We start from the raw sequence: 25,821 nt of genomic DNA, 5'->3' as shown, positions 1-25,821 counted from the left end.
GCAATGTTATCCCACTTATTTCGATACGTTCTTGACAAAATAAGGTCTATACTCAATGCATTGATAAGCATCTTAATATAACATTCCCTTTCGATGAAAGTACCGATGATTTTGTTATGCATTTCAGGTGACTTTGAATAATACAATGTCTTCCGAATTAAGCGTTTAATTCGGTTACGCAAACGATTTTTTCACCTCTTTTGCAAGCATCCGTTTTATTGTCTGAAACTCAGAACCCATTAGGCATGATAGATTTATTTTAAAATTAATATTAAAAAACAACCTACAAATAAAATAAAACATAAAGGAAATAAAAATAATGATCTCATCAGATTCAATCGAACAAGAAAATAATTATTCACAACAGAATTTCATTACTGAACCAAAATACCCCCTACTTAATTTCCCTTCAAATATAAAATACGTAAATAGATCATTTAGAAATTGGTCAGGAGAAATTCAGGCTTATAATATTCCATATTGCATACCACGCAGCACAGAAGATGTTATTTCAATCGTCAATTGGGCATGGAAAGAAAATTATAAGCTCAGACCGATCGGTCAATCCCATAATTGGTCACCACTGATAATGGGAATAGGGGAAAATCCGACAGCCCGCATTATGCTGATGGATCTTTCTCAATCCTTTACTCATGTTAATATCGAGCATCATCCCCAGTTTTCCATCGTAACAGCACAAACGGCTATATTAATGGAAACGCTGCTGACACAAATGGAAGAGCAGGATCTTGGCTTTACTGCAACCCCGGCTCCCGGTGATTTAACCCTCGGGGCGGTTCTCGCAATAAACGGGCATGGTAGTGCCATTAAAGCTTTCGGAGAAGAGCCGCTTACCGGGCATACATACGGTTCTCTGAGTAACACAATATTGTCTTTATCTGCTGTCGTTTGGGATACAGAAAGTCAGCAATATACCATCAAACGTTTTGAACGAAATCATCCAGATTGTGCTCCTTTATTGACCCATATCGGCAGTGCCCTCATTCTGGAAGTTCAGTTTCAGGCTGGTAAAAACCAACGTTTACGCTGCCAAAGCTTCACTGATATTCCGGCGACAGAGTTATTTGCTTTCTCAGGAAATACAAAAGAAAATCGAACTTTCAGCCAATTCTTAGATAAAAGCGGTCGAGCTGAAATAATTTTGTTCCCCTTTACAGATAAACCATGGCTAAAAGTCTGGAGTGTGTCACCAAATAAACCCGCATCGAGCACTGAAGTTAAAACCCCCTATAACTATCCATTTTCCGATAATATTTCATTATCCATATCCGATATTACAGAAAATATACTTATCAATACTCCTGCACTAACGCCCCTTATAGGTGAAATGCAATATCAGCTTGTAAAGGGTGCCTTACAAGGCCGTGAAAAAGATATCTGGGGCTGGAGTAAAAACCTGCTGTTATATGTAAAACCGACAACATTGCGCGTGACAGCAAATGGTTATGCCATCTTAACACGCCGAGCCGATATACAACGTGTGCTGAACGTATTCTATACCCAGTGGCAAACTCTGATGAAGGAATTCACCGTGACAGGAAAATATCCTGTCAACGGTCCTCTCGAAGTCAGAGTCACTGGATTAGATGATCCTGCTGATGTAGTACATGAAAAAGCCGTTGTTCCCAGCTTATCTGCCATCCGCCCACGTTCGGATCATCCTGAGTGGGATGTTGCAATTTGGCTGGATATCTTAACCTTTCCCAAAACACCACATGCCATTGAATTTATGCGTCAATTCGAGAAGTGGTTATTTCAGGAATTTAATGGCACTTATGCTTCAGCCCGTGTCGAATGGAGTAAAGGTTGGGCATACAGTGAAAATGCCGCATGGGAAGATGAAGAAGTGCTGACTAAAATAATTCCCGTCTCATTTACTGATGGCTTACCTACAGATAACAATTGGGATTTAGCCGTTTCCGCATTACAGAAACACGATCCGCATAATATATTTAGATCCCCGTTATTGGATAAATTACTTTCTGACTAATCGTAGTCTAATAAATAGCAGGTATAAAAACATATCTGCTATTACCAAATAGTGGAGAAATAAAACGGACATATAGCTATTCCATTGAAGAAAAGAGACTCGGCCTCTCAGAAACAGGCTTGAGGAAAATGGCAGTAATGCACAATAAAAATACGAACTTTTAAGATTCACTGATACACTACGGACTTACCTCACAGTCTAAAAATCTAAGAATTTTCCAATTTTAAGGAATCCTAATGTCTCTATATCAGGATAATGAAGCACTCTCCCAGCTTACGTTAGGTAAACCAACTCCCTACAAAGACAGTTATGACCCCACTATACTCCAAGCCGTTCCCCGCAGCCTGAACCGTGAACCTCTTGGGCTGTATCCTGACAAACTCCCTTTTCACGGTGCAGATATCTGGACAATGTACGAACTTTCCTGGCTCAACGCACGCGGCGTCCCTCAAGTTGCCGTCGGGCATGTCAGTCTTAATTCAGCCAGTGAAAATCTTATCGAATCAAAAAGCTTTAAGCTTTATTTGAACAGTTTTAACCAAACCCGTTTTTCTGATTGGGAAACGGTACAAAAAACCCTGCAACAAGATCTATCTGCTTGTGCCAACGGTGATATTGAGGTTGTTCTATATCCTGTTCATCATTTCAGTCAACAGCCAATTGCCGATTTTGCAGGAGAATGCATTGATAATCAGGATATTGAAATTGATGATTATCAGTTCAGCCGAGATTATCTTAATAATGCAGCGACGGGTTCTATCGTTGAAGAGACCTTGGTGAGTCATTTGTTAAAATCGAATTGTCTGATCACCCATCAGCCAGACTGGGGTTCCGTTATGATTCGCTATAAAGGCCCTCAAATCGATCAAGAAAAATTATTGCGTTATTTAGTCTCTTTCCGTCATCACAATGAATTTCATGAACAATGTGTTGAGCGTATTTTCAATGACTTAATGGCATTGTGCGCCCCTGAAAAACTCAGTGTTTATGCCCGTTATACCCGTCGGGGAGGATTGGATATTAATCCATGGCGCAGTAACGAAGAATTTATTCCGGCGACAGGAAGATTAGCCCGCCAATAATCGAATCTGATTGGCGACATTTTCTGATGGGGCTGGTGCCAAGGAATACACCCACGGACGGAACACAACAACCATGATACACCTTTTGATTGTAGATGCCCTGAACCTGATTCGGCGCATCCATGCTGTACAGGGAAGCCCTTGCATTTCTGCTTGTGAACATGCCCTGAAGCAATTAATCACCCACACCTCACCGACTCACGCGGTTACGGTATTTGATGAAAATGATCGCAGCCATAGCTGGCGACATCAGCTTCTCCCCGACTACAAAGCGGGCCGTTCTGCCATGCCGGATAGCTTGCAGCAGGAAATGCCCCTGATCAAGCAGGCATTCAATACACTGGGCATAGCGTGCTGGCATGCGGAAGGACATGAAGCAGATGATTTGGCTGCAACATTGGCAACTAAAGTCGCCAGCAGCGGGCATCAGGTTACGATTGTTTCAACGGATAAAGGCTACTGTCAGCTTCTTTCTCCTAATATCCAGATCCGTGATTACTTTCAAAAACGCTGGCTAGATTTGCCTTTTGTTCAGCAAGAGTTTGGTGTTTCACCTGTCCAACTTCCTGATTATTGGGGGCTGGCAGGTATTAGTAGCAGTAAAATACCGGGAATTCAGGGTATTGGTTCCAAAACCGCGACCAGACTGCTGCAACAAGCAGGTTCGCTGGATAATTTATTCCAGCATTTAGAAACTCAGCCCGATAAATGGCGGAAAAAATTAGAATCCCACAAAGAAATGGCTTATATCTGCCGTGAAGTGGCATCCTTAAGAACCGATTTATCGCTTCAGGGGAATTTGCAGCAATTACGGCTCATCAATAATAGATAAAAACTCATTGCCATAGCCTTTCAAGATGCAGTTTTATTGGCTGCATCTTGAAACCTGTTTCAAATAACACGTTGAAAATGTATAACGCCTGATGAAGCACATCATCAGGCATAACTATATGTCCTTTTCTATTCCCTGTCAGTTGATACAAAAAATGGCCCACCTGTTCTGTGAGCCACTTTTATTCTTATTACAACTTTTTCTTATTTTTTATTTTTATTATAAAGCGTTAATCAGGCAAACTTCCCCTTGCCGATGGTGGTATCTGCCCACGCCATTGCAATAGCGACTTTCGCCTTACTATCCAGATTCGCAATGAAACCATTATCCCCCGCTGTCGGGGCAAAACTGCTCATAGCCTGAATCAAAGAATCAACCGCATTATCTGATAATGCAGTAAATTCTCGCTCTCCTGATGCATCTTTATTACCCATTTGAGCCACTAATTTGGCACGATTACCATTAAAGTAATCATGAAAAGTCACTGAACCCATTGATGCAAATATACTCTGAGCAGTTTTATCCCGAGCAGGACGATTCACTGACAACACCAAATCGTATCCACTGCGCTGGAACCACAGATTTTGCCAGTCAACACCATTAAAGCGGATCATATCTTCTGCGTTAATATCGCTAATCCGGTTATCAATCACCTCGGTGCTGACCACAAAACTGTCTGCACCCGCGCCACCCTGGAAGCTGTTCTGATAGCCGCCCAGTACCAGCAGATCCTGCCCCTCTCCGCCGTCAAACTGACTGAACTTCGAAATAGCCGCCGCTATCAGGTGATCATCACCTTCTCCACCGTTAATCACCGCATGGTAGCCCATCAGTTTAACTGTATCATTGCCGGAATAACCGTCGATCCGGTTGTCATTACCAAATACTCTGGCAAAGTCATTGCCTTCACCTAAATCAACCCTGTTGTTATTGCCGATGGTAACAGCATAGTCCTGACCTGCTCCGGTATCCACCCGGTTGTAGTTACCGGAGGTGACAACATAATCCTGACCGTTACCCGCATCAATAAAGCCACCTTCACCAAAGACAAACGCTTGATCATTACCTTCACCCATAAAGACCTGGTTAATGCGTCCGGCCACTACTGCGGTATCATCACCCTTACCGCCAAACATCCAGTTTTCACGTCCTATCAGAACACCCAGGTCATTCCCTTCACCACCGGTAAAGCTGTTGGATGTCCCTAATGAGTAATAAGCATCATCACCACGACCACCCCAGAAGTTATTGTTATCGCCCAGATAGGCACCGAGATCTTTACCGTCACCACCCCAGTTGAAGTTATAATTACCCAACGACACATGAATATCGCCATCTCCTTGCAGATGACCACTGTTACGCAGGAAATCAAAGGTTTTTTGCCTCATATTGAGCAAATCTGCTGTTAGATTTCTTTTCAAATTGGTCACTAACGATTGCATCTCTGCTTGTTTATCTTTGCTAAACATCATTGCAAACAGGTTAGGTAAATTCAGCGAATTAAAACCAAATGCACTTTCTGCTTTACTATTAGCTTGAACGCTATTTTCGTTGATGCTAATCACAGCGCCTTGTCCCTGATTTTCATCAGGCGCTTTCTCTTTCAAACCATGACTTTCCGCAAATATCCTGACTCCATCTTCTCCCATATTGATGCCGGCTTCCAAACTATCCAACAATTTATCTGGGTTGGTGAAAGCTTCCAATTGATCACCGCTAAATTTCTTTATTACTTCCAGCATTTCTTTCAGAATAGCCTCGCCATCAACAGGCTTACCTGTACGGGAAACAATATGTCCATTTGTGGTGTAGTCCACATCAAAGATATCCGCTAAGGTAGTATCTGCCCCCACTTCCGCCAATCGACCAAGCAGCTTGTTTTTAAGCTGACGCGGCAAATCCTGCGGGTTATAGATGAAGGTGGTCTTCGCCATACCCGTTACTGAGTACTGCTGGGTCATCAAACCAAACAGTGAACCCAGGTTGGTATCCAAAATTGACTGGATATTATCACCGAACGTAAAGTTCCAGTTACCAGTCGTAACCTGAATATCAGCTCCACGCCCGCCAACAGCAAAGTTGAAAGCCAGCTTCTGATTGGCCTGACGGAATTTGTCTGCACGGCTTATTTTGCCCACTTCAATACTATTGTCATTTTTATCTAGCCACTGATTAAGTTTCTTATTCAGTGCTAATTCGGCGTCATACTGCAAGCCACGACTGCTACGTTCATGTTGTGAGTCCAAATTAAGCAATGTTTTGTAATCCACACTGCTGGTTTGGTCTAAACCAGATATATCACGCACAAACTTCTTCGCACCGGCGATTGTCCATTGCTGATCTTGTGCCGCTAACCAATCTTGCTTTTCACCGGAACGGGCAATACCTTTCAATACGTCAGCAATACGGTAAGCATCATCAAATGGATTGACCAACGGTGGAGTTGGGATGGATTTATCCATCATCACAATCAGGTCATTACTGCGACCCTGGTTGAAACTAATGTTACGATTCCCGATAAACATCTGCGCCCCTTCAAGCGCCTGATAGCCGCCAATGTCGAAGCTATGCTTGCTATCACCATGACCGATGTGAACCATCACATTGTTGTCACCGAAAGCCAGTGATTTAAAACCACCGGTTCCCGCTTTAATGCCGACGTTCGATGTTCCCCAATTAAGTGCGGTAAACTCTCCGTCACCAACATTCACCTGGATATTACCGGAGTAACTGAGCTGACGATGCGAGTTATCGCTGGTGTTAACCTTTTCACGCTTCTGTGGCTTAATGAAAACTTCAGTGTTATCGGCAATTGCCCCTTTGGTAACTGAATCAACCTCTGTGTAGCCGACTTTAGAGAAGTTGATATCGCTTTCAGCAATACCACGACGAACCTGTTCTGTATGAGTTATCAGTTTATTCTCTGCATTCCAGCTCAATACGATTTTGTTATCAGGCAAGTTGTTAACCCATTGGTTATTTTCGTCACGGGTAAATTTACGGCCTGTTGCATCAACCGCAACTTCGCTACTACGGGCTGAAACATTACTGCGAATACCTTGTTTATCTAACTCAGTCATAAAGTGACGAGCAAAACCATCCCGCTTATCATCACTAATCAGTGAACAACCCACCAGACTGATGTGATCGGGTTTGCTGATGGCCTTTTCGCCCAGCTTAGCATTCTGATAAAACTGCGTTAATTTCGTCGCCAATTCATCGGCACTGTAACCACTCAGACGAATGTTATTCTGTTCTGATGTATCACGGCCATGACCGACAACCTGCCAGCGTAATTTGTTTGATAATTTAGACAGATCGCCATAAACAACATGATATTTACCGTTAGCGTCGAGTTGAATAACCACGCTGGAATCCGGGTGTTTGCCCGCCAGATTAGCTGCTGCTCTGGCAGCTATCGGGTCATCTTCCATCTGAAGAATGATCTGACCCTCAAAACGCGTTTCGCGACCATCAATCTGTGGAGTCACCTCCACCATTTGCCAGCCATCAACAGCCTTATTCAGATGACTATCGTCGATAATAGTCGGCTCTACCCCTTTATTTTTGTCAGATAACCCGTCTAAGTCTTCCAGCGCAGGGCGGTTTTGCGGTTTTACCACCGTATACTTTTGAGAAAACGCCTGAGTTTCTTTAAAGGCATTATCCAGCGCCTGATTTACCCACACCTTACCCGATTCCCCAGCAATATCTGCCAGATCCTGATAATTAGCAGTATAGCTGTTCAGTACCTGCTGACGCTCATCACCCGTTGCCTGTAATGCCTTGTAAACCGCCAGACTTTCGTTGACAGAATGACCACCATCAAATACCAAGAATGCCAGCGTATTGAGATAGCTCTGCCCAGTTGGGAAGGTAGGCTGCTGACTAGCAATATAGTTATTGAGGTGAACCATGATATTGGTTGAGCCAGATGCACCGGTCACTACAGATTGACCTTGCGCTAACGCATTACGCTCAAAAGCAGTTTCCTGTCCCGGGGTCAAGATCCGACCTGCTGCAACCTTCCTGCCATACAAAAAGTCGTCATGTTTGTTATTCGCCGACTGGTAGGGCAACGCCGTGCCATAATCATTGGTCTGCTTTTCCGTGATAACGACTTTGTGCGTAACATCAGTCCCAGTAGTCAGATCAGTACTGGTTGAACGGGCTTTAGTGATCACATCCTGATAGAAAATATCTCCTTTTCTCTTCCAGTCAGCACTATCCATCCCCATTCCCGGTGTAGTCGCCATTTTTACCGCCAGAAACGGCACCTTAATCACAGAAAAACCATCATCAACCTTAGTCATCATGGTCTTGAAATTGGAAAAAGTCGGATCGTCCAGGAATGTCATTATCTCAGGCACCCTGCTGAACCAAGGGCGAAAATCCTTATCAATCGACTTGGCAAAAGATTGCATCTTGCTGGCAATTTTCTGGTCACGTTCAGCACCTTCGGGATAAAAACCACTTATCCACTTATCAAAGTCCTGTACCAGGAAGTTACCTGTTTGTTTAGCGGTATCTTTCGCCTCCGGTGATGCCGTATTCACCAGTTCATAAGCCAGTTCAGAATCAAAATGACGGCCAAATAGGTTATCAATATATTGTCCGGTGGCCTTCTCTTTGTTGGCATCAGCCAACAGCTGTTGAGTCAGCGTGTGCAACTCAGGATGCATTCGCAACTGGGTAACAGCATCCTTAAATAATTCTTTGGTTTTTTCATTTGTTACTTGCCCGGTAAGCCAAAGTTCTCTGGCGCGTTCAATCAGGGGACTACCTTCTGGGATAGCCGCCTGTTCCAACCGGCTGACGAAAACGATAAGGCTATCACTTTCGGTCTTAGGTGCATCCCGCTCTGCTACAGAGTTAATCTGGGTTAATGGCTTAATTTGCAAATGAGTAATGAGATCAATCTCGTCTTGTGGGATATCACCTTTCAGACCTACCACGCAGCCAAACCCATCGAACGATACTTGCTGTTCAAACTGCGTAACCTGCTCAGGTGGTACAGTGATACCCAAAATCCCGGCTGACTCAGCTCTCCGAGCCTGAACATGAGCAACCAGCTCCCCCATCTCAAAACGCAAGCTTTTCACCAGCTTACTACGCTGAGCAAATTCTTTGGGATCATGCTGTTGCCAATGAGCTAGCGCGTTCTCAAGCTGCAATACATGCTGTTCATCGGGCCGTTCGACGGTACGGTTAAAAACCTCACGTACGGCCACCAGCGCCTTACTAGGCAGATCGGTATTTATCGAACCAAAACGTCTTTTGGTAGAATCAATAAACTGTTTGTCTCCCTTATTCAGTAAGACAAGCTCTAATTCTTTAAGTACAGAAGAATGAGATTTATGGTTATCTTCCCCTAACCCTCGCAGATCAATACCCGAAATTGTTGGCGCTTTTCTGATTAACTCTCTGGGTTTATTTGAGGCTGGCACCACAATGCTATCGGATGATTTCTCGGCAAACATTGAAATAATCGAAGCACCCGTATTTTCTGAACGGATACCCTTGTTGAACTGTAGCCGATTGACTGCCTGTTGCGCGTTATTCAAGGCGGCCAAATCTTCTTGTGTTAGTGCAAGATCTTCACTGATCCAACCGTCAGATTCCGTTTTCGATGCAGGATTGATATGACTCTTCGATTTCGCCACCTCAACCGATGTATAAGCTTTTCCAGACAAACCACTGCCAGTTGCCCCGATACGTTCTGGTTTAGCATCATCAGCCTGTTTCGCACCTTTTGCATTATCCTGCGCCTGTGCAGCTTTATCTTTCGCCGCTGTACTATCATTTTTACCACGCTGTTCCGCCTTTTTATACGCGGTATTGGCGTCACCCTCTGCTTTTTTGGCCCGTTGCTTCTGTAATAGCGCCTCTTCTTTTCTTAACTCTGCTTTTTGCTTAGCGTCTGCAATATCTTTGTCTGCACCTTCTATATTTTCAAAACTTTTCTCAAGACCTGCATATGATTTCTTAATTGCTGTTTTTACTGTTTCTCGTTTATCAATAAAGTTCTGCTGTGCATCAGTTAATTTTTTCTGTGCCGTAAGTTTGGCATCATTGAATTTGTTCTGGGTGTTATCCAGATATCCAACAGCAAACCGATTACGCCACTCATCACCTGATTTGCCATCATAATTTCCATAGTTTTTAAGCGCATCCATACCTCGAGTCATGGAGAATAGTTCTTTTGTGACCATCCTGGACTCTTCACTTATTGCATCACGCTGTACTTGCCCATTCTTATTCAGCGCATCTTGATTGGTTGATTCTAATTGGGATTGTGATTTTGAAATTGTTTTAAGCTGTTTATCTTGCTCTTGTTCCAGGAGCTGACGATTCATCTCAGCTTTTTCTTTATTGTTTAACGCATTTTGCGCGGCTTTATCCTGCTTCGCATACCTGATAACCGCATCAGCTTGTGGTGATGCCTGATCCTTAGCTGAACCAACATTATCTCCAATCTGCAAGACATTCTGAATAACCTCAGTATTAGGCACCTCTACCGGGGTTATTGTGCCGCTCAAGTTGTTAACCAGATCCGCATTAACTTCATCAATTTTATCCATCTGGAAGCCATCAATGGCAGAAACTTCGGTTAAGTTAATCGCGCTTCTACCTTTATTGGTTCCGGAAGTGCTAGCCTCATTACCATGGATCAGATAATTAATCGCCTGGCTACCTTCTACATTTAACACAGTTTGTTTAATATTCTTAAACAGAGAAGAGAGATTACTACTTTGTGTGTTGCTCTCTGCAATAGAAAGACTGTAGAAATCACCATTACCAATCTTAATCGCCACATTATTGCGTGCATAGGCGGCATTGATCCCCAGACCATCACCAATATGAATATTGGCATTGCCTTTGCCTTTCATGATCGCAACATTAAGACCATTGCCGACTTTAGTATTAACGTTATATTCACCCCACACCGCGTTGACTGAAACTCCGTCACCTACTTTGGTATTCACATTAAAGTCGCCATGCGTCGCAGTCACGCTTAAACCATTCCCCACCGTGGTGGTGATATTAGCTTTACCCTTTGCCGCAGTAACCTGCATACCATCACCGACTTTGGTGACAATATTGCCTTTACTCCACAAGGCGTTAAAGCTGTCACCGTTACCAATTTGAGTCACAACGTTGGCATCAGCTTTGGCGAGTACCACATTATTCCCGTCGCCTACCTTAGTAATGACATTAGCATTGCCCCAGGCTCCCGTGTAATCATCACCGTTACCAACATGGGTGATAATGTTGGCATCTCCCTGGACTACCGTAACTTCTCGCATTCCTCCCACTTTGGTAATGATATTGGCTTTACCTTTCGCGAAATTGTAACGGTCGCCCTGACCAACATGAGTCAGGACATTAGCCTCACCCCAGACGGCGTTAATACCAGTGCCATTCCCCACCTTGGTAATGATATTAGCTTTACCTGTAGCGAAACCAATAGTTGTACCATCACCAACGTGTGTCATGATGTTACCCACATCAGAAATAAGCAGGCCGACCGTCGTGCCTCTACCCACTTTGGTCAGAATATTGCCTTGACCTAATAGCACGGTAGCCGTCGTTGATGATCCCACATGAGTGACAACATTAGCCTCAGCCGCTGCCACAACCCCCATAAAACCATCACCCACTTTGGTGACGATATTCGCCTTACCCAGTGCCAGTACGCCTGTTAAGCCTTCACCGGAATGCGTCATGATATTAGCTTGACCAAACATTGCCGCCAGCGTTGTACCATCACCGACTCTGGTCATCACGTTCAACTCACCGGCAAACAAACCAATACTTGTCCCATCACCATCGTGAGTATAGATATTGGCATTCCCCACCATTAAGCCGACAGTCAAATCATTACCCACTTTCGTCAGGATATTGGCTTCCCCGATCATAGCGGCAAATGTTTGACCATTACCGACATGGTTCATCACATTGGTTTCGCCTATCATTGCTGCCAGGGTCGTACCATTACCCACTTTGGTTGCAACATTACCCTCCGCCAGCATCAGGGCAACACTCATTCCATCCCCAACGTGGGTAAACCCATTGCCTTCGGCTACCATCAAAGCCAGCGCTTTACCATCCCCTACTTTGGTAAAGATATTACCCAGACCGCCCATCAACGCCCATGCATCACCGTTACCAACATGGGTAAAGATATTGCCAGCACCAATCATGGCCGCAATTGCGGTTCCATCTCCCACTTTAGTAAAGATGTTACCTGCTGCCCCCATGACCCCCAGTGTCTGACCGTCACCGATATGGGTCAGCACATTACCAATTCCAAGCATAATGCCCGTAGTGTCACCATCGCCTACTTTGGTCAGGATATTGGCACCACCCAACATCACACCCTGCGTACTACCGTTACCAATGTGAGTAAGAACATTCGCACCACCGCCCATCACCGCAACAGCATCACCTCTCCCTTTTTTGGTCAGGATATTGGCACCGCCCAACGCAATTGCTGTGGTGTCTGATATTTCATTATCACCCGAAATATGCGTGATAATGTTGGCCCCACCGAGCATACCGGAAACCAGATGACCTGCTGCAAGCTTGGTCAGTACATTGGCCCCTCCCACCAATACCGAAGAGACTTCTCCTTTACCTTTCTGGGTCATGACGTTAAAACCGCCCGCCCCTAACCAGTCCGCGCTGCCATCACCTATTTGGGTGTGAGTGTTGTATCCCCCCAACATGATAACCCGGCTGTCACCATGACCTTTATGGATCGAGATATTGCCCACCGCCAGAAGATGAGCCAGATACCGCCCGTCACCGATTCGAACCAGCACATTTGCCGCACCGCCAGCGTTAACATCCATTTCGCCACTCTGGTTTTTATGAACGAGAACATTTGCCAGACCGATACCCCGGAACCACAGGTTGCCCTTTTGACCACTTTTCTCGATAACGTTGGCAGCACCTGCGCCTTCAAAATGCGTATTACCGAATCTCGAGCTATGAAGAATGACATTAGCAATCCCATCACCTTCAAAATTAACATTGCCATGTATCACACTGGATTTAATAACGTTTCCACCACCCATACCGCTAAAATTAACATCACCGGTACTATCACCGATATTCGAAGATGATTTCACCAATTCTTGATGACTATCTTCTTCAATATGTTCTAAATGCTCAGAGACACGGCGTACAGTATCGGCTTGATATTTAAAGTTAGTTAGTGAATATCCCCCCACTTCCATCGAGCTATAACCATTTGCGATTGAAAAATCTTCATTGACCAAATCACCGGTATGGTCGCCTGCTTTGTACCACGCACTGGCATAATATTTCAGCTCTCCGGTTTTAGGATCATTTTTCAACTCTACCATGACCACTTTGGTATATGATTCGACATATTTAGCATAGACATAAGCATTTGATCGACGATTCGATTTCACCGCTGAAACATCCAATACCAAATTACCAGAATGAATTGAACGCCCATGCATTTTTGCATCAATCAATGTGATATCTTCTGCTTTAGCGGTGGTTCCGCTGGCATAAGTCACCCATTGATTTTCCTGCAAATCTTCTTCAACAGTATGTTGAATAGTAACGGGTTGATAATGCTCAAAGATTAAATTAGAAAGACGATAATCATTATCATTGCTTATATAATCAAATCCATTCTCTAAAGAGATATTTTTCGTAGCAAGATTTTTGAGTTGATTACCATTTTTACGCCATGAAGTGGCGTAATAACTAAGTTTATTGGTTTCAGGATCATTTCTCAGCTGAACTTTACTGATCTTAGTATACATTTCATCAGCAAATGCAAAGAGATAAGTATTAGGCTCAGTAGTTGATTTAATGCCTGTCACTTGCTGGGGCTTACTGACTCCCATCTTCGCCGTTGTTAATACAATTTCTTTAGCTTTAGCGTATTCCAAAGCTTTATCATACGAATCGCTTTCTTCACCTATTCTTGATATTTCATTGTAACCACCGGCACCGGAGAAACTGATATTACCATGAGCTATATCAGAATAAATTTTGTTATAACCACCTGCGCCTTCAAATTCGATATTACCGCGAGTCTGTTCATATTTATCTTTACTTTCTCGCAAACGTTCAATGCGGTTTGATGCTCCTGCACCATGTAAGATAATATTTCCTTCTCTCCCTTTACGGATAATGTGGTTATCAATCCCTGCACCTGTGAAATCAATATTACCGCTTTCGACCCGTGAGCTGATGCTATTCGCGGCACCCCCGCCAACAAATTTCACATCCCCGTGGCTTTTCTCATAGTGCTCATGCCAGTCACGGTCAATTTTGTTGCCAGCACCGGCTCCGGTAAAGTTTAAATCACCCTGATGAGTTTCATGCCATAACTCGTTATAACCGCCGACACCTTTAAACGTCACATCACCGGATTGTCCTTTACGATTCAGGTTGTTATAAGCAGCGGCTCCAGAGAAATTTAAATGACCGCGGCTTCCTCGGTGATCCATAGAAACACCGCCCGCCACGCCAGCAAATGAAATATTGCCATTACCGTTTTTATCAATACTTGCGTAACCTGCGGCGCCATGTACATTCAGATCACCGTCAATACTCACTATTTTTAAATATCCGGCACCACCATTTACAGCCTTATCGCCAGAACTGGCATAGATTGTTGCCCCTAGCGAACCAACAGTAATATGATCATTTCCTCCTTCAGCATAAATAACTCCCCCTACCCCAACAGCGACAATATTATTACTATCATCATCATCTTGATATTTCCCGGTAAAGAAATATTCTGTACTGCGGTTTGATGATTTCCCCATAAACAAGCCCTTAATTTAGTTTAGCTTAAATAGAAAACCACTACATCTGGCGGATATAGCAGTTGTCTTGAGAATCTAATATCCCGTGAACGATACAAACCCTCTGACTTTCCACGGAAAAAAACAATGACAGCAATCAATCAGATATTCTTTTATATAATCTGTTCTAATTCAGGCTGATTGCTGTTTTCAGTCATTTTTCGGGCTATTATTTTTCTAAATAATGAAATAAAGAGTCCCCTTCGTTATAACTGATATCAGAGATGATTTGTTCAAATTTTTTAAACATATTTCATCCCCAAAAATAAATTTATTCACAAAGACAAAAAAATATACAAGGAAACAAAAACATTAAGCTCAGAGGCATAATGAGCTTATATATCTATAAATGTGGTTAAATGAATAAGTGGAATAAAATAATATAGGGCAAAAACTTAAAATCAATATTTACACACCAGAAAGTCTGTTTACCCCCCATATATTGCCCCATATCCCCACATTGATGCTCAAAATGCAATAAGACAGTAAAAACCATTAACATTTTTACATCAAGAATACAGGGAAATTTAGCTTACTTATCTAAATAGCTTGTCAAAATGGTAAGACTATCAAAGAAACTCGACCCTAAATTTGCGAAATTTTTGTTCCCAAAACGCAAAATCACAGAAAAAAGGATCGAGTCATGCTTATCATACCACTCACTTCCCGAAATGAACGGCGGCAGATGAAAAAATCGTTCAAAAGACATCTGATAAAAATTATGCGCGCCGGATCATGGGGATACTTCTACTGTGTAAAACACATTCTCTTCCTCAGTTCGCCGGGATACTTTGTTGCGCTAAATCTTCTGTCTGGCGTTGGCTGAAAAAGTTTAGAGAATAAGGATGGACAGGCTTGCAGAGCTTACCTGCCGGGCGGCATATTCAGTGGCATTTAGCACGTTATCTACCGTGCAACAGCCTGACCCTGAATATAATGAAAAAATGGCAAGGATAATGACAGCCAAAGCGAATATCTCAAGCACCATCCTGTTTTTTATGAAGATGAAGTGGGTATTGATTTGAATCCGAAAATCGGAGCGGATTGGTGTTTCAAAAGCCAGCAAAAACGGGTTGTTACCCCGGAAAAAAATGAAAAACATTATCTTGCTAGCTGCCTCAATGCGCAAACAGAACAAGTCACCTATGTTAACAGGATAAAAAATAATTATTATTTATTTATCAAAATAATGGGTGTAGCACTATTATGAAACCTTATTTATTAGGCTATTATTTTAGTCGGCTGCAAAACATACTACAATTTACTCGATCTCTAAAAATCCACCTGTTGCATTTGTATTAATTCGGCTATTATCAAGAACATAGTTATGGTTATTTACTTTTTATTTATCACTTAATAACAATGCTGGCACCTCTACGCCATCCATATCAATAGTTAGTAGCTGAAGCCAAAAATCTTTTGTTGCAACAAAAGTTTTTCCTTTAGAATATCTAATTTCGCCAGGTTCTTCGAAGTTTGACGGGATATTGGTAACACTAGCTGAAAGCACGACAATCTTCAGATAATTTTTTGTTAAAAAATATGCTCCTGGGTGACGATATGCTGCTCTTATATACCTTTCTAATACCTGAGCCTCAAGCCGGAAATCCAGATGATAATCAGAAGGTTTTGGACGACCAAAGTAACTACGGTTTTGCATATTTTGAGGTTTATAAGAAAAGTTATTATTTACCATAAGAGGTATCAAATCTAACAACATTAAAATATTTTGTTCTTCCTGAAGAATTCTCAAACCAATACAAGTTTCTTTTTCTGAAAAATGAATAGGTCTCTGCATAATTATCTCCCCAGTATCAAGACCTTCATCTATTCTAATAGCACTAATAGATGTTTTAGTTTCACCATTTTTTATCATCCAATGGAATGGTGCCAACCCTGCATAACGAGGTAAAGGACTTGGATGAAAATTAATAGGCATAACATTAGGAACATCTAATAACTCTCTAGTTAATAGCTGTTGGAAATTAGCAACAATAAAATAATCTGGATTAACTTCTTTTATTGATATTATAATTTCTTGTGAATTTACTTTTTCTGGTCGTTTAATTGGCACTCCCAATGATATAGCCGCCATTCCGCACCGCATTCCTGATTTAAAAATAGTGTGATCTTGCCCCTATTTGGGGTCTTTAATACATTGGGCTGGATTGACGGTGGCCGCCAATTTTGATCTATTACTTTTATTTGCCGGAAAACGAATATGTCCACACCAGAACCCACCATTAAACGTCTTGATCATCTTGGTCTTATCGCCGCTTTTTGTCATGAAATCGGTTTGCCCCGCATGATTGATGCTATTATCCCAAAATATTCAGCGCATATAGCGTCATTGAAACGGCCAAAGCCAATGGACTGATCCCCTTCGATTATGTCATGACTTGCCTGGATGAGTTATGCCAACCCGTGCCGGATCTGGAAAAACTGCTGCCATGGAAAAAGGTGATAAGCAAGGTGTCGTTTAGTTGACGCTTACGTTTTATTGGCTGCATCTTGAAATCTGTTTCAAATAACGCGTTGAAAATGTATAACACGTGATACCCATTTCCAGATGAATCTTGCGAGAAAACGTAACGAAGAATGATAAATAGTGTCACACGTTAATCATTTCAGCCAAAATAGCCAGTAATCAAATTAATATGTTCACTATTTAATTGGCCTGACTCACTCAACAAGCCTATCCATGCTTTCATATAGTCATATTTCGCCTGAGACAGTTCACGGCGGACGGTATAGAGTTGCTGTTCTGCATTCAAAATATCAACATTCACCCGCTGCCCCAACGCGACACTTTTCTGGGTTGCCTCCACTTGTAATTCAGCAGCTTCCAGAGCGTTTTCATAGGCCCGTATCCGCTTCTCACCATTCATGCAGGCGTTATAATGACGGCGAAGCATATTTAATATCTCGCCCGTCTGGGCATCCATCTCATATTTAGTCTTGCCATAATTCGCTGTTGACTGACGCAGGGCAGCCGAGGTTCCGCCGCCATTGTAAAGGTTCATTGAGACACGTAAGCCAACAGAATCTGTCCGGTATTCTTGATCGATACTGTTATCACTGCCGGATTTATTTTTGCTATGGGAAGCGTATAGTTCCAGTTTAGGCAGAAATCCCGCTCGGTTGCTCTCAATATCCTGATACGCCACATCCACTTTCTGCCGTGCAGCCGCCAGCTGGGGGTTATGCCGCAACGCCCGTTGTTCCCAATCCGCATACTGTTCTGCATCCAGTTTGATGATTTTGAACTTGGGGACGTTGGACAGGCGATTAATCGGTAAGTCTGCCGGCAATGATATGCCAACTAATAATTGTAAGCCGCGGATGGCGGCATCCAGTTCATCCTGTACGATTAACTCATCTGCCAACACTTGGCTATAACGGGCCTGAGTTTCGGCTACATCCGTGCGAGTACCTTCCCCAGAAACAAACAATTTCTGATTGAGCGCCAATTGTTCTTCATAAACAACCCGCTGCTGGGTAACTTGCTCCAACCTGTCTTGCGCATAAGCCACCGCCACATAGCTGTTGACAACCCTGCCCGCCAATTGCTGACTATCTGAGCGAAAACGGGCATCACTCATCAATGCATAGGCCTGACGGGTACGGTAACGTGCCCAAGCCTCGAAATCGATTAATGGCTGGGTCAGAAGCACCGTACTGTTGTAACTGCGATATTGCCGGTTGCGGCTCTCTTTGGTGTTCCTGCCCCGTGGATCGACAGCATGAGATACCATCTTCTGCCCATTCTTCGGCGCATTCTGATAACTGAATGATAATCTGGGCAATAACTCCGCCAACCCAAGATTTTTCTCCTCCTGCCCCGCTTCCTGCGCTTTAATGGCAGCCTGAAAGGTGGGATCGTGCTGTAAAGCCAACGCATAAGCCTCTGTCAAGGAGAGCGCCCTGGCAAAACCAGCAAAGATGGATGTCCCCATTAATAACAGAGTCAAACATAGAGGCAGTAACAAAGTGCGCCCATGGGTAATTCCGTGATACCTCAACATCGCCCTTACTCCTCAATCAGTGACGTGGATGCCCTGTCCACCAACGGCTTGAACAGATAACTCAGCAGAGAGCGTGAACCGGTTTTGACGAATACCTCAACGGGCATGCCTGGTTTAATATTCAATCCCGCCAGTTTTTCCATGCCTTCCTGCGTAACTCTTAATCGCATCTGGTAATAAGGCTCCCTTGTGATGCCATCCACCAAACGGTCGGCGGAAACCACCGCCACTTTTCCCGTGACTTTCGGCGTCCGGCTCTGATTGAAAGCCGTAAACATCAAATCTACCTCCTGCCCCACGGCAACCTTGTCAATCAGACTCACCATCAGTCGTGTCTCCACTTCAAGCGCACTTTGGGCTGGCAGAATTTCCATTAGCTTTTCACCGGAAGCGACCACCCCACCTTGGGTAAACACGGTTAACCCGACTACCACCCCCTCTACCGGGGCAATAATGGCAGTGTGCGACAGATCGAATTGCGCTGTTTCCAGCTTATTTTTCAATTCATTCGCCAGTACCTGCACATCCGACAGTCGGCTGCGCACTTCACGCTGATAATCTGCCTGACGCTGGATCACCCGCTGTTGTGTTTCCTGTCGCTGCTTTTCAAGCTGCCCCATTCGCCCCGCCATTTCAGCCATGCCGCCACTTAATTCACTTTGGCTGCGCAGCAACTCCAGATAACGGTTACGGGGAAAATAGCCCTCTTCCGTCAGGGGACGCAAATTCGTCATCTGCTCTTTGAGCGAATCCTGTTGCTGCTGTTTGCTCACCAGCGCTGCCCGTAGTCCTTTGATCTGGAAATTCAGCCCCTCTTCAGCCTGATGCATTCCAGCCAGATCACTGCGCAACATTTCACGACGTGATAAAAAGAGCTGTTTCTGCAACGCCAAAATATCGTGAATACGGGGTTCTGATTGTTCAGTCAGCAATGTGGAAGGAAAAACGATCACCTCCAGTCCCTGTTGTTCTGCCAGCAATCGCGCTTCCGTCGCACGTGTGGTGTACAGTTGCTGTTTGAGGGAATCAATCTGTGCATTGACCTGCACCTGACTCAGCTGAACCAAAACCTGACCAGCCTTGACCTGTTGCCCCTCTTTTACCTGAATTTGCCGGATAATCCCATTAACAGGAGACTGAACTGTTTTACGGTTACCATCCACGACGACCATCCCCGAAGAAGCCACGCCTTTATCCAGTGGTGCCAACGCCGCCCAAATGAGAAATCCCAAAATGCCAATGCCAATAATCAGCCAGCCGGTTCGCAGGTAACGATTCGCATCCAGCGGCAATAATCCCGATGCCTCTTGTTGGGCATCTTCTGCGTTGTTCTGATAAGACATATTTACTCCCGGATAGCCATATCCCAAGAATTACAATAGGGTTGAATCATGTTACGACGCACGTTCGGTCACTTTTAGCGGTGACTGTGGTTGTGACGAAACCTGAGATTGAGACAGCGCCGCCATGACTTGCTGGGAAGGACCAAACAGCTTCATTTTTCCCTGAACCAGCAGCAAAATTTTGTTCGTCTGCGACAGCAATGCCGGCCGATGAGTAACGACGATGATGGTTTTACCTTGCTCCCGCAATTGCGTAATCGCATGACTGAGTGCTTTTTCACCCATATCATCCAGATTCGAGTTAGGTTCATCCAATACCACCAGCGACGGGTTGCCGTACAAAGCGCGGGCCAGACCGATTCGCTGCTTTTGTCCGCCCGATAGCCCCATTCCCCCCGCTCCAATCAGCGTGTCATAACCCTGCTCAAGATTGAGCACTAATTCATGGACACCCGCTTTTTGCGCTGCCTCAATGACTTTCTCAGGATCAACATCACTAAAACGGGCGATGTTCTCTGCAATTGTGCCACCAAACAGCTCAATGTCCTGCGGCAGATAGCCGATAAATGCCCCCAATTCATCTTTGTTCCACTGGTAAATATCAGCATCATCAAGCCGTACCACACCTTCCTGCGCAGGCCAAATGCCTACCAGCAAACGTGCCAGAGTGGATTTACCCGACGCACTGGGACCAATCACGCCCAGAACATCACCAGAATTCAAGGCAATGCTGATATCCTGTAAAACATACTGGGGATTTTGTGCCACTCCGTTTTGTGGGGCTTGTAAGACCCGAGTCTTACGCGGTGGGATTGCTGACACTTTCTCCAACCGCAATTCCCCTTTTGGCGCTGGCAATGACATTCCACTTCTGCGCTCTGGCTGTGCTTCCAGTAACGTGCTTAACCGCTGCCATGATAAACGGGCCGCGCTCAGGCTCTTCCAGGCCTGTATCAACTGCTCAATCGGGGATAATGCTCTCCCCATCAAAATAGAGCCGGCAATCATCATGCCTGGTGTGATATTTCCCGCAATCGCCAGCCATCCCCCCAATCCCAGAATCAACGATTGCAGAGCCATGCGGACAGTTTTAGTTATGGCAGTGATCGATGCAGATCGCTCACTGGCGATACGCTGAAAATGAAGAAAGCGTTTATGTAAATCAAACCAACGACGACGCAATGTCGGTAACATGCCAAGCGCTTCAATCACTTCCGCATTGCGCAAATTAGTGCTGGCCAAATGAGTGGAACGTAAAGAAAGGTTACTGGCTTCTGCCAAGGGCGCTTGAGATAACCACTGATTCAATACCGCCAGCGTGATCAAAATGATTGCCCCTGTCAGCGCCAATAAACCCAGATACGGGCTGAACAGGAAAATGACACAGAGATAGACAGGGAACCAAGGGGCATCAAAAAAGGCAAACAGGGCATTGCCTGTCAGAAACTGACGGATAGTCGCCAAATCATTGAGCATCTGCCCGGCATCTGTTGAACCGCTTTTTAAGTTGGATTCATACGAAGCAGTATAAACCCGCTGGTTCAGGCACATATCAAACTGACTGCCAATGCGGATCACGACCTGACTCCGGATATATTCCAGCCCGCCCATGATGGCAAGCATTCCCAGAGTGATAAGCGTGAGCATCAACAGGGTCATTTCATTGCTGGATGGCAACACCCGATCATATACCTGCAACATATAAACAGAAGGAACCAACATCAGCATATTAATGAATGCCGTAAATAATCCAAGAGTCCAGAAAACCCTGCTGCGGGCACGGATAACATTCGTGATTTCATCCTTCGGAAAATGTAGTTTCACAGCCATCCCTTCATCATGTTTTACTTCGTTACTGCCTTCGCAGTACCACTAAATGTCATGACCAGTTCCTTGCCATCAACAAAGTAAGCGATCCACTGTTCCGATTCATGGCTAAAAAAGGCCAGACTATTACCATCATCATCGGTTAATGCGATGCCATCAGGAGACGGATACCATCCTTCAACAGGCTGTCCAATCAATTCAGTCACACAAGAATCACCTTTCACAGCCCAAATTGAACCTTCAGGCAGACGGCTATCAGTCAATTCAATACTGCACAGCTTATTCCCATCGGAGAGTTGCCATAATCCTTTCAACTCATCGGCTGCTGGAAGTCTCAAACTACTAGCCATACATCCTCCTACAAAAAAGAGAGACAAAATTATCGATAAACTCAATTTCGGAAAAAGTGATAAAAGGGAATTAAAGAAAACAGGCAATAAACTTCGATATTTATATAACATGGTTACCTCCTTTCCATAATACTGCCGCACACTTGGAGGCATACGGCAGTATTTCGTTATTGTGATGAACTCATCAGACGATGAAATCTGCCTCAGTTAACGGTTGCCCGATCACTTTCACCAGAAAATCATTGCCAGACAGATCACCACCGAGGCTGATCTCCAAATCGGTTACATCATTCTCTTCATCATAAGTGAACAGTACTTCGCCCGCCTTACCTGAGAACGAATCCACGAATTTGATATCGCCAGTGCCGCCGAAATTGAAATCAGACAGATCAATCTTGTCTTCACCAGAGATAAAGTCATGAATCCAATCTGGGTTATCTTTCAAGGATTCGTTTCCATTCAGATAAACAAATGTATCGTTGCCTTCGCCACCCCACAAATGATCACCGCCAAGGCCACCATAAATGATGTCATCACCTGCGCCGCCTTTCAGGATGTTATCAGCGCTGTTACCCACCAGAATGTCATCCCCACTGCCACCGATCGCGTTTTCAATCACAACGCCACGGGCGATGGAAACATTGCCTTTCAAGCCGCCAACATCAGAGAAAGCGCCTTCATTCAGGTTAATACGCTGATTTTGAGTAAAGCCGGAGAAATCAAAGGTATCTTCACCGCCAGCATCCCAGACACTGAAAATGAGTTTGCTATTGGCATCGGTAGCCGTCATGAAATCGCGCTCGGTATTGGAATTGAAACCGTACACGGTATCACCCTTGCGAGTTTCCATATTCGCACCATACAACTCCTGAATGGCGGAAATATCATTCAGCAAAGGTGCAGATGAATACCCATATTTGAAATTTTGACCCGTGAATTTTTCACTGAAGTAACTCATGACGGTATAGGCACGGGAATCTTCGAAATATTCCGCTGTATTAGTATAATTCGGACGGATTTCATCAGAATCGTCATAATCGGCAGGATGATCCAGACCTAATGTATGTCCAATTTCGTGAGTGAAAGTGTGGCGGATGTAGCCATTCACATCAATGTCATTGTCTACAAAAGTATGGCTTTTCGCATTATACCAAGTATAAACCGTTTTCTGTCCCTGTGGCAGATTTGCAAATGCATAATCCTTGTTGAGACTCTTATCAAAGAAACCGAAATTGATATTGGCCTTATTAGGGCTAGGGCTGCTCACTTCGGTAAATTTAATATTGGCAATATCAGACCAAGATTGTAAAGAAAGTTTCGCGGCTTCTTTTTGCTCTTCATTAAAAGCACTGAAATCGGAAATCTTAAATAATGGCATAATAGGTGGCGTTGATTCCAGAAAGTTATACGATAATTCTAATGACCCAGAAGAATTAACGTATTTATTAGCCCATTTATAGTGATCACGCACAAGCTCATCCGGTGCTTCATCTGCCAATACCTTATGTGCAACACGAACTTCAGGATCAGAATTTGGAACATAGGCTGTGAGAAGTGAGTTAACATTCTGAACGTAATTGGAATCAGATAACCCCACATAGGTATATTTTTTCGTTGAGGTCATATAAATCTCCTGTAAAAAAAGACGAATATCCTAAAACCCGAAATATTAGTAATAACGGGCGCTAACGTTTTAAATTCTTTTTGAAATTCTATAGAAATAAAACTCCAGAATAAAATAGCGTTAGTTCTTGTCCGTGTAAAAATAATTAATATATCTTTTTAGAATACATATTAAACAAATTTAGTTTATATATTTAATTATTAGATCTTAAATGATTTTTTTTGATAACAAAAAAACAGTATTATTTTTTATTAAATAATACTGTTTTTATCTACTGAGAATTGATCTTAAGAAAGAATTATATTTTAACCCTTCCCTTTTTCAAATTGCGCTTTTTTTATGCAACTTGAAATTTATTAAACACCAAAATCATCAAAAATCTCGTTCATGTGCATATACAGACCAAATACGGCGAACGTGTACCGTGATCTCTTCACGATCGTGATACAAGTGTTTAGCCTGAATTTGAACATTCACACCATTTTCTTTTAATTGCTGTTCCATTTTCAGCAAAATATGAGCCACTTCTTCGTTACGCTTTTTCATCGGCAACTTAAGGTTGAAGATCGCCTCGCGGCACCAGCTTTTTGCCACCCAATCCGTTATTAACTGTGCAACCTTGGCAGGTTTCTCAACCATGTCACAAACCAGCCAGTAAATATTTTTCACTGTTGGTTCAAATTTGAAGCCATCCACACGATGATGCTTCACTTGACCCGTTTCCATCAGACTATCAGCCATCTGGCCATTATCTACCGCATGAACCAGCATACTGCGTTTCACAAGCTGGTAAGTCCAACCTCCGGGACAAGCACCGAGATCCACGGCATGAAGGCCGCTGCTCAAACGCTCTTCCCATTCGTCATAAGGAATAAACACATGAAAGGCTTCTTCAAGTTTCAGTGTTGAACGACTTGGCGCATCTGACGGGAATTTCAGGCGAGGGATACCCATATAAAAACGGGAATTGTTATTACTGTAGGAATACCCTACGTAACAGCAACCCGGTGCAATGAAAAAGACATGGATCACGGGACGGTTGGGATTTTCCTTTGTCAGCAAGAGTTTTTCCTGACGCATCGCGTTACGCAGCGGCACCGTAAACTTACGGCAGAATTTCATCAGCTCTTTGCTTTCATTGGTATCCGGTACTTCTACACGCAGCTCACCCGCCCGTTCAATCACTCCCATCAGCATACCCATAATCGGAGTAATGCGATCTTCTTGCGGTAAATCTTTCAGCAATTCACCGACAACCAACATTTGGCGGGCAAAAATCAACTCCTTAAACGGAATTTCACGGATCAAACGGTCGGCATCATCAAGCTGATAACACTCAAACAGTACATAACCACTGTTTTCTTTCACGCGGGCAAAACCGTAAATTTCTTTCTTACCCGCCTTATCGGTAATTTCTGCCGCACACTCTTTTTCAAAACCAGGGCGGCAATATAAAGCAACTTTATTCATGGCTAAGCGCCGATTTCCTTAGACGCAGAGCGCCAATTAATACACATAACCAACCAATGAGAAAACTGAACCCACCAATTGGTGTTAAATACACTAAAAATTTTAGCGGTAAAGATAAAAAAGCCAGACAATAAAGACTGCCACTAAACAGCACAATTCCCACTGAGAAAAAAATGCCACTCCAGCCAAATTGTGCCACTGGCTGGCGCATTAACAAGACTGCCAAGGCCATCATTGCAAGTGTATGCAATCCCTGATATTGCAGGCCGGTATGAATCCATTCCATCTGACGTGGTGTCAGGACTGGAGCCAGCATATGTGCCCCCATTGCGCCCAATGCCACATAGAAAAAACCACTGATACCAACAAAAATAAGCATGGCTCTGCTACTCATCACACAG

12 protein-coding genes and 4 pseudogenes are annotated in these 25,821 nt (G+C 43.8%); 6 read left to right on the top strand and 10 right to left on the bottom strand.

The features are described 5' to 3' along the window. Positions 1 to 74 precede the first annotated feature (74 nt). Positions 75 to 182, bottom strand: a pseudogene (locus AC5JQI_RS03075) (IS1 family transposase); the annotation flags it as partial. Positions 183 to 319: 137 nt separating this feature from the next. Between AC5JQI_RS03075 and AC5JQI_RS03070 the strand changes: the two are divergent. The 3 genes from AC5JQI_RS03070 (at position 320) to xni (ending at position 3,925) form a co-directional block, all read left to right on the top strand. Next, positions 320 to 2,011, top strand: a complete 1,692-nt coding sequence (locus tag AC5JQI_RS03070) for a cholesterol oxidase substrate-binding domain-containing protein (RefSeq protein WP_493913698.1) — start codon at positions 320 to 322, stop codon at positions 2,009 to 2,011. A gap of 236 nt (positions 2,012 to 2,247) precedes the next feature. Continuing rightward, positions 2,248 to 3,093: an NADPH-dependent 7-cyano-7-deazaguanine reductase QueF gene (gene queF, locus AC5JQI_RS03065; protein WP_493913697.1), complete on the top strand. Its 846-nt coding sequence runs from the start codon at positions 2,248 to 2,250 to the stop codon at positions 3,091 to 3,093. Between the two features lie 73 nt (positions 3,094 to 3,166). Next, positions 3,167 to 3,925, top strand: a complete 759-nt coding sequence (gene xni, locus AC5JQI_RS03060; RefSeq protein WP_493913696.1) for a flap endonuclease Xni — start codon at positions 3,167 to 3,169, stop codon at positions 3,923 to 3,925. Positions 3,926 to 4,158: 233 nt separating this feature from the next. Here the strand turns inward: xni and rtxA are convergent, their stop codons facing one another. Next, positions 4,159 to 14,742, bottom strand: a complete 10,584-nt coding sequence (gene rtxA / locus AC5JQI_RS03055) for an MARTX multifunctional-autoprocessing repeats-in-toxin holotoxin RtxA (protein ID WP_493913695.1) — start codon at positions 14,740 to 14,742, stop codon at positions 4,159 to 4,161. Between the two features lie 732 nt (positions 14,743 to 15,474). On the opposite strand from rtxA, the pseudogene AC5JQI_RS03050 reads away from it, so the two are divergent. After that, positions 15,475 to 15,973: pseudogene (locus AC5JQI_RS03050) on the top strand (transposase); the annotation flags it as partial. 150 nt (positions 15,974 to 16,123) lie between these two features. On the opposite strand, the gene AC5JQI_RS03045 reads toward AC5JQI_RS03050, so the two are convergent. Beyond that, the gene (locus AC5JQI_RS03045) at positions 16,124 to 16,876 is read right to left on the bottom strand and encodes a methionyl-tRNA formyltransferase (protein WP_493913694.1); all 753 of its coding nucleotides are present in this window, start codon (positions 16,874 to 16,876) and stop codon (positions 16,124 to 16,126) included. Positions 16,877 to 17,002: 126 nt separating this feature from the next. Here AC5JQI_RS03045 and AC5JQI_RS03040 point away from each other — a divergent pair. Both AC5JQI_RS03040 and AC5JQI_RS03035 read left to right on the top strand, forming a co-directional pair. Continuing rightward, positions 17,003 to 17,131: pseudogene (locus AC5JQI_RS03040) on the top strand (DUF4277 domain-containing protein); the annotation flags it as partial. Beyond that, positions 17,122 to 17,268, top strand: a pseudogene (locus AC5JQI_RS03035) (transposase domain-containing protein); the annotation flags it as partial. The pseudogenes AC5JQI_RS03040 and AC5JQI_RS03035, both read left to right, overlap by 10 nt. Positions 17,269 to 17,408: 140 nt before the next feature. On the opposite strand, the gene AC5JQI_RS03030 reads toward AC5JQI_RS03035, so the two are convergent. The 7 genes from AC5JQI_RS03030 to AC5JQI_RS03000 all read right to left on the bottom strand — a co-directional run bounded on the left by AC5JQI_RS03030 (position 17,409) and on the right by AC5JQI_RS03000 (position 25,814). After that, complete coding sequence (locus AC5JQI_RS03030) at positions 17,409 to 18,806, bottom strand: TolC family outer membrane protein (protein ID WP_493913693.1); 1,398 nt, start codon at positions 18,804 to 18,806, stop codon at positions 17,409 to 17,411. Between the two features lie 5 nt (positions 18,807 to 18,811). After that, positions 18,812 to 20,149: an HlyD family type I secretion periplasmic adaptor subunit gene (locus AC5JQI_RS03025; RefSeq protein WP_493913692.1), complete on the bottom strand. Its 1,338-nt coding sequence runs from the start codon at positions 20,147 to 20,149 to the stop codon at positions 18,812 to 18,814. A gap of 51 nt (positions 20,150 to 20,200) precedes the next feature. Continuing rightward, positions 20,201 to 21,973, bottom strand: coding sequence for a type I secretion system permease/ATPase (locus tag AC5JQI_RS03020; RefSeq protein WP_493913691.1), 1,773 nt, complete (start codon positions 21,971 to 21,973; stop codon positions 20,201 to 20,203). 20 nt (positions 21,974 to 21,993) lie between these two features. After that, positions 21,994 to 22,326, bottom strand: coding sequence for an AprI/Inh family metalloprotease inhibitor (locus AC5JQI_RS03015; RefSeq protein ID WP_237385906.1), 333 nt, complete (start codon positions 22,324 to 22,326; stop codon positions 21,994 to 21,996). Between the two features lie 184 nt (positions 22,327 to 22,510). After that, on the bottom strand, positions 22,511 to 23,950 hold the full coding sequence (locus AC5JQI_RS03010) for a serralysin family metalloprotease (protein ID WP_493913690.1): 1,440 nt from the start codon (positions 23,948 to 23,950) through the stop codon (positions 22,511 to 22,513). Between the two features lie 372 nt (positions 23,951 to 24,322). Further along, positions 24,323 to 25,420: a 23S rRNA (cytidine(2498)-2'-O)-methyltransferase RlmM gene (rlmM, locus tag AC5JQI_RS03005; protein WP_237385908.1), complete on the bottom strand. Its 1,098-nt coding sequence runs from the start codon at positions 25,418 to 25,420 to the stop codon at positions 24,323 to 24,325. Continuing rightward, positions 25,413 to 25,814: a DUF423 domain-containing protein gene (locus tag AC5JQI_RS03000; protein WP_493913689.1), complete on the bottom strand. Its 402-nt coding sequence runs from the start codon at positions 25,812 to 25,814 to the stop codon at positions 25,413 to 25,415. Before AC5JQI_RS03000 ends, rlmM begins: the two co-directional genes overlap by 8 nt. Positions 25,815 to 25,821 lie beyond the last annotated feature (7 nt).

This window comes from Xenorhabdus sp. XBWT, assembly GCF_059072735.1.
The sequence above is the reverse complement of the archived record's forward strand: the minus strand, read 5'-3'. Positions and strand labels throughout refer to the sequence as shown.

What these genes read in the sequence shown, in the direction of transcription:
- AC5JQI_RS03000 (WP_493913689.1), bottom strand. Translation starts at nt 25,814, where the DNA reads ATGAGTAGCAGAGCCATGCTTATTTTTGTTGGTATCAGTGGTTTTTTC.
- AC5JQI_RS03015 (WP_237385906.1), bottom strand. Translation starts at nt 22,326, where the DNA reads ATGGCTAGTAGTTTGAGACTTCCAGCAGCCGATGAGTTGAAAGGATTA.
- queF (WP_493913697.1), top strand. Translation starts at nt 2,248, where the DNA reads ATGTCTCTATATCAGGATAATGAAGCACTCTCCCAGCTTACGTTAGGT.
- rtxA (WP_493913695.1), bottom strand. Translation starts at nt 14,742, where the DNA reads ATGGGGAAATCATCAAACCGCAGTACAGAATATTTCTTTACCGGGAAA.
- AC5JQI_RS03070 (WP_493913698.1), top strand. Translation starts at nt 320, where the DNA reads ATGATCTCATCAGATTCAATCGAACAAGAAAATAATTATTCACAACAG.
- AC5JQI_RS03030 (WP_493913693.1), bottom strand. Translation starts at nt 18,806, where the DNA reads ATGTTGAGGTATCACGGAATTACCCATGGGCGCACTTTGTTACTGCCT.
- AC5JQI_RS03025 (WP_493913692.1), bottom strand. Translation starts at nt 20,149, where the DNA reads ATGTCTTATCAGAACAACGCAGAAGATGCCCAACAAGAGGCATCGGGA.
- AC5JQI_RS03010 (WP_493913690.1), bottom strand. Translation starts at nt 23,950, where the DNA reads ATGACCTCAACGAAAAAATATACCTATGTGGGGTTATCTGATTCCAAT.
- xni (WP_493913696.1), top strand. Translation starts at nt 3,167, where the DNA reads ATGATACACCTTTTGATTGTAGATGCCCTGAACCTGATTCGGCGCATC.
- AC5JQI_RS03045 (WP_493913694.1), bottom strand. Translation starts at nt 16,876, where the DNA reads ATGGCGGCTATATCATTGGGAGTGCCAATTAAACGACCAGAAAAAGTA.
- rlmM (WP_237385908.1), bottom strand. Translation starts at nt 25,420, where the DNA reads ATGAATAAAGTTGCTTTATATTGCCGCCCTGGTTTTGAAAAAGAGTGT.